We start from the raw sequence: 5,061 nt of genomic DNA, 5'->3' as shown, positions 1-5,061 counted from the left end.
AGGACGTACTTGCAGCGTGTCCCGCGAACCCGCACACCCCCGCCCCGCGCGACAGCGCCGGCACTCGCAACGCTTCATACGCCGCAACGACAGAACCCCGCGAATGGGCGAAGAACCAAAATAAAGGAGGAGGCCGCCTGCGGCCGGGGGACATTTGCGCCAGGGGCCTCCCGGCCGCTACGGGGCCCTGACGATCGCTGCAGACCTGAGCGAGGAGACACGCGCCACCTCCACACCACGCCGGCCACGGAGCGTGGCGCAAGACGCTGGCCTTCAGCGTAAGAAAAGCCAAAAAAAACGGGCCTTTCGGCCCGTTTCCCATTTGCATCTGGCGCTCAGCTCAGCTCAGCCGCCACCACCGCCACCAGCGTGGATACCACCGGCCGTCAGTGCCGCCGGATCCAGCAGCCGGCGCAGCTCGGCTTCGGGCAAGCCACTATCTTCCAGCGCCACCTCCAGCACCGGTCGCTGCTCCTTGTAGGCGCGCTTGGCAATGGCCGCGGCCTTTTCGTAACCGATGATCGGGTTCAGCGCCGTCACCAGGATCGGGTTGCGGTCCAGCGCTTCGCGCACGCGGTCCTCGCGCACCTTCAGCCCCACGATCGCCGTGTCGGCCAGCAGCCGCGAAATGTTGGCCAGCAGCCCGATCCCATCCAGCAGGTTGGCCGCGATCAGCGGCAGCGTCACGTTCAACTGGAAATTGCCGGTCTGCCCGGCCACGGTGATCGCCGCGTGGTGGCCGATCACCTGCGCGCACACCATCACCGTCGCTTCGGGAATCACCGGGTTCACCTTGCCCGGCATGATCGAGCTGCCCGGCTGCAGCGCCGGCAGTTCGATCTCGCCCAGGCCGGCCAGCGGCCCGGCGTTCATCCAGCGCAGGTCGTTGGCGATCTTGATCAGCGCCACCGCCAGCGCATTGAGCTGGCCGGACAATTCCACCGCATCGTCCTGCGCGGCCAGCCCCTCGAACTTGTTCTCGGCACTGTCGAACTTCTGCCCGGTCTGCTGCTTGAGCAGCTTGGCCACCCGCTCGCCGAAGCGCGGATCGGCGTTGATCCCGGTGCCGATCGCGGTGCCGCCCAGCGGCAGCCGGCGCAGCCGCTTGAGGCTGTCCTCGATGCGCGCCTGCGCCGAAGCCAGTTGCGCCGACCAGGCCCCGAACTCCTGCTCGAAGGTCAACGGCATCGCATCCATCAGGTGCGTACGCCCGGTCTTCACCACCTTGCGCAGGCTGCGGCCCTTCTTGTCGATGGCCTTGCGCAGGTGCGCCAGCGCCGGCAGCAGCTGCTCCTGCACGCCCAGCAGCGCCGATACCCGCAGCGCGGTGGGAATCACATCGTTGGAGCTCTGGCCCTGGTTGACGTGATCGTTGGGATGCACGGCGAGCTTGCCGGCCTTGCCGGCGCGGTTGGCCAGCGTGGCGATCACCTCGTTGGCATTCATGTTCGAGGACGTGCCCGAACCGGTCTGGTACACATCGATCGGGAAGTGCGCGTCATGGTCACCGCGTGCGACTTCGCCCGCCGCCGCCTCGATCGCCTTGCCGATGTTCCTGGGCAGGTGGCCCAGCTCGACGTTCACCGACGCCGCCGCGCCCTTGACCAGCCCCAGCGCGCGGATGAAACCGCGCGGCATGCGCTGCCCGGACACCGGGAAATTGTTCACCGCCCGCTGCGTCTGCGCGCCCCACAACGCATCGGTGGGCACCTGCAGCTCGCCCATGCTGTCGTGCTCGATCCTGAAACCCTTGCTCATTGCATCACTCCGCGTGTCTTTCGGTCTGGAAAGGGAACCTGCGGCTGGCAACGGGCCTGATTCCCTGGCTGGCGGCTCTGCGCACCATACTCCCAAGCCGCGTTGAAACCCAAGAACGGCGGTGATCGGCTAGACTCGGAATTCGTGTTCATTCAGAAAGCCTTCCGCCCCCATGGGTGACGACCCCCACAGTAGTTCCCGGCCTGCCGCCGCGCAGCGCCGCACCCGTCTTTCCACCGCGCCTGCAGCGCTGCTGCCCGGGGCCCGGCGATGATCGGCAACCTCCTGCTTCTGCTGCTGGCCTTCGGCCTGGTGCTGCTCAACGGCTTCTTCGTGGCCGCCGAGTTCGCCTTGGTCAAGCTGCGCCATACCCAGGCCGTCGGCCTGGCCGAACGGCACGGCTGGCGCGGCCGTCTGCTGCTCAACGTGCACTCGCACCTGGATGCGTACCTCTCGGCCTGCCAGCTCGGCATCACCCTGTCCTCGCTGGGCCTGGGCTGGGTGGGTGAGCCGGCCTTCGCGCACCTGCTGCAGCCCATGTTCGATGCCTTCGGCATGAGCGAGGACGGCGCCCGCCTGACCGCCTTCATCATCGCCTTCAGCGTCATCTCCTTCCTGCACATCGTGCTGGGTGAACTGGCCCCCAAGTCGATGGCGATCCGCGCCCCGGACCGCATGTCGCTGTGGACCGCCGCGCCGCTGTACCTGTTCTACTGGGCGATGTACCCGGCCATCTGGCTGCTCAACAACAGCGCCAATGCGCTGCTGCGGCTGGTCGGCTGGGGCGATGTGGAACACACCTCGCACCGCTATTCGCGCGAGGAACTCAAGCTGATCGTCGGCCGCCAGCAGCCCAACGACAGCGCGCCGGACCACGGCCTGACGCTGATGAGCCACGCCCTGGAGCTGCCCGAGCTGGTCGCCGGCGACCTGATGCGCCCGCGCGAGCACATGCGGTCCTTCCGCGAGGGCATGGGCCTGGCCGAGGTGATGGCCGAGTTCGCCGAGAGCCGCTACAGCCGCTACCCGTGGTTCGACCGGGACGGCGAGGACGTGCTCGGCATCCTGCACATGAAGGACCTGCTGGTCGAGATCGCCCGCGGCCGCCCCACCGACGACCTGCGCGGGCTGCTGCGCCCGGCCAACCTGATCGCGCTGGAGACCCCGGTACCCAGCGTGCTCGAACGCTTCCGCACCGGCACCACCCACCTGGCGCTGTGCGTGGAAGAGCACGGCCGCATCCTGGGCTTCTTCACCCTGGAGGACCTGCTGGAGGTGGTGGTGGGCGATATCGAGGACGAGCACCCACATGTGGTCAAGGACGCCCCCACCCGCGGCGCCGATGGCAGCCTGCTGGTGGCCGGCTCCACCTCGATCTTCCGCCTGGAGCGCCTGCTCGGCCACGATCTGGAGGCGCCGGAGCACCTCAATTCGGTGGGCGGGCTGATCGTGCACCAGCTGCAGCGCCTGCCCGAGGAGGGCGAGACGCTGCTGATCGACGGCCACCAGTTCACCATCAAGCGCATGGCCGGTCACCGCATCCAGGCCGTCACCGTACGCATGGCACAGGCCGACCCGGGCGGGGCAGCGTAGAATGGCGGCCCCCGCCGTCATCGCCCTGCCCCTGCCATGTCCGAATTCGCCCTGCTCGCCCTGTCCCCGCTCGATGGCCGCTATGCCGGCAAGGTCGATGCCCTGCGCCCGATCTTCTCCGAATACGGCCTGATCAAGGCCCGTGTGAAGGTCGAGGTGGAATGGCTGCTGGCGCTGGCCAACGAACCGGGCATCGTCGAACTGGCCCCGTTCAGCGCCGCCGCCACCACCCGCCTGCGGGCGCTGGCCGATGATTTCGCCCCGTCCCACGCCGCGCGGGTGAAGGAGATCGAGCGCACCACCAACCACGACGTCAAGGCCGTGGAGTACTTCATCAAGGAACAGCTCAAGGCCGATGCCGAGCTGGGTCCGGCGTTGGAGTTCGTGCATTTCGCCTGCACCAGCGAAGACATCAACAACCTCAGCTACGGGCTGATGCTCGAGCAGGCCCGCCGCGAGGTGCTGCTGCCCAGCCTGGACGGCGTCGCCGCCAGCCTGCGTGCGCTGGCCCATGCCCAGGCCGCCCAGCCGATGCTCTCGCGCACCCATGGCCAGACCGCCTCGCCCACCACCCTGGGCAAGGAAGTGGCCAACGTGGTGGCGCGCCTGGAGCGCCAGCGCAGGCAGATCGCCGCGGTGGAACTGACCGGCAAGATCAACGGCGCGGTCGGCAACTACAACGCCCACGTGATCGCCTACCCGGGCGTGGACTGGCCGGCCTTCGCCAAGCGCTTCGTGGAAAGCCTGGGCCTGGTCTTCAACCCCTACACCACCCAGATCGAGCCGCACGACAACGTGGCCGAGATCGGCGATGCCGCGCGCCGCGCCAACATCATCCTGATCGACCTGGCCCGCGACATCTGGGGTTACATCTCGCTGGGCTACTTCAAGCAGAAGCTCAAGGAAGGCGAAGTCGGCTCCTCGACCATGCCGCACAAGGTCAACCCGATCGACTTCGAAAACGCCGAGGGCAACTTCGGCATCGCCAACGCCCTGTTCGAGCATTTCAGCGCCAAGCTGCCGATCAGCCGCTGGCAGCGCGACCTCACCGACTCCACCGTGCTGCGCGCGGTCGGCACCGCTTTCGGCCACACCCAGGTGGGCCTGGACTCGCTGGCCAAGGGCCTGGGCAAGCTGACGGTGAACCCCGAGCGCCTGGATGCCGACCTCAACGCCTCCTGGGAAGTGCTGGCCGAGGCGGTGCAGACCGTCATGCGCCGCTATGGCCTGCCCAACCCCTACGAGCAGCTCAAGGCCCTGACCCGTGGCCAGGGCATCACCGCCGAGTCGATGCAGGCCTTCGTCGAGTCGCTGGCGCTGCCCGAAGAAGCCAAGCAGGGCCTGCGCGCGCTCACCCCGGGCGGCTACATCGGCCTGGCCGCGGACCTGGCCAAGGCCATCTGAGGCGCGCGGCACCTGCGTGACCCCGGAAAGGGACGCCGGCGCTGCCAGCGTCCCTTTTTCGTTGCGGGGGCGAGGAGCCGCCGGGCAGAGCCCGGCGCTACGGGCGCTCTGTTGCCATGCGTTACCGGGTCGGGTCACGGCATCGGCAGTCGGTCGGGACCCGACCCTACCAGCCCCCACCCGGCCACCATCGCCAGCCGGGACCCGACCCGACCGACCTACCCGGTAGGGTCGGATCCCGATCGACCGCCGATTTACCCGGTAGGGTCGGATCCCGATCGACCGCCGACCCTGCCGATCAGCGCG

General features: G+C 68.3%; 3 protein-coding genes. 2 read left to right on the top strand and 1 reads right to left on the bottom strand.

What is annotated here, in order from left to right:
- Positions 1-345: 345 nt before the first annotated feature.
- The gene (locus tag RSA25_RS18915; RefSeq protein ID WP_332810370.1) at positions 346-1,758 is read right to left on the bottom strand and encodes a class II fumarate hydratase; all 1,413 of its coding nucleotides are present in this window, start codon (positions 1,756-1,758) and stop codon (positions 346-348) included.
- Positions 1,759-2,028: 270 nt separating this feature from the next.
- Between RSA25_RS18915 and RSA25_RS18910 the strand changes: the two genes are divergently transcribed.
- On the top strand, positions 2,029-3,351 hold the full coding sequence (locus tag RSA25_RS18910; RefSeq protein ID WP_332810369.1) for a hemolysin family protein: 1,323 nt from the start codon (positions 2,029-2,031) through the stop codon (positions 3,349-3,351).
- A 36-nt stretch (positions 3,352-3,387) separates the two neighbouring features.
- Positions 3,388-4,755 carry an adenylosuccinate lyase gene (gene purB / locus RSA25_RS18905; protein WP_332810368.1) on the top strand — a complete coding sequence of 456 codons (1,368 nt, stop codon included), beginning with the start codon at positions 3,388-3,390 and terminating at the stop codon, positions 4,753-4,755.
- Positions 4,756-5,061 lie beyond the last annotated feature (306 nt).

Origin of the sequence: Stenotrophomonas sp., assembly GCF_036662295.1 — a bacterium.
Taxonomy (GTDB): domain Bacteria; phylum Pseudomonadota; class Gammaproteobacteria; order Xanthomonadales; family Xanthomonadaceae; genus Stenotrophomonas.
The sequence above is the reverse complement of the archived record's forward strand: the minus strand, read 5'-3'. Positions and strand labels throughout refer to the sequence as shown.

Coding starts and splice junctions, on each gene's coding strand:
- RSA25_RS18915 (WP_332810370.1), bottom strand. CDS start 1,758: ATGAGCAAGGGTTTCAGGATCGAGCACGACAGCATGGGCGAGCTGCAG.
- RSA25_RS18910 (WP_332810369.1), top strand. CDS start 2,029: ATGATCGGCAACCTCCTGCTTCTGCTGCTGGCCTTCGGCCTGGTGCTG.
- purB (WP_332810368.1), top strand. CDS start 3,388: ATGTCCGAATTCGCCCTGCTCGCCCTGTCCCCGCTCGATGGCCGCTAT.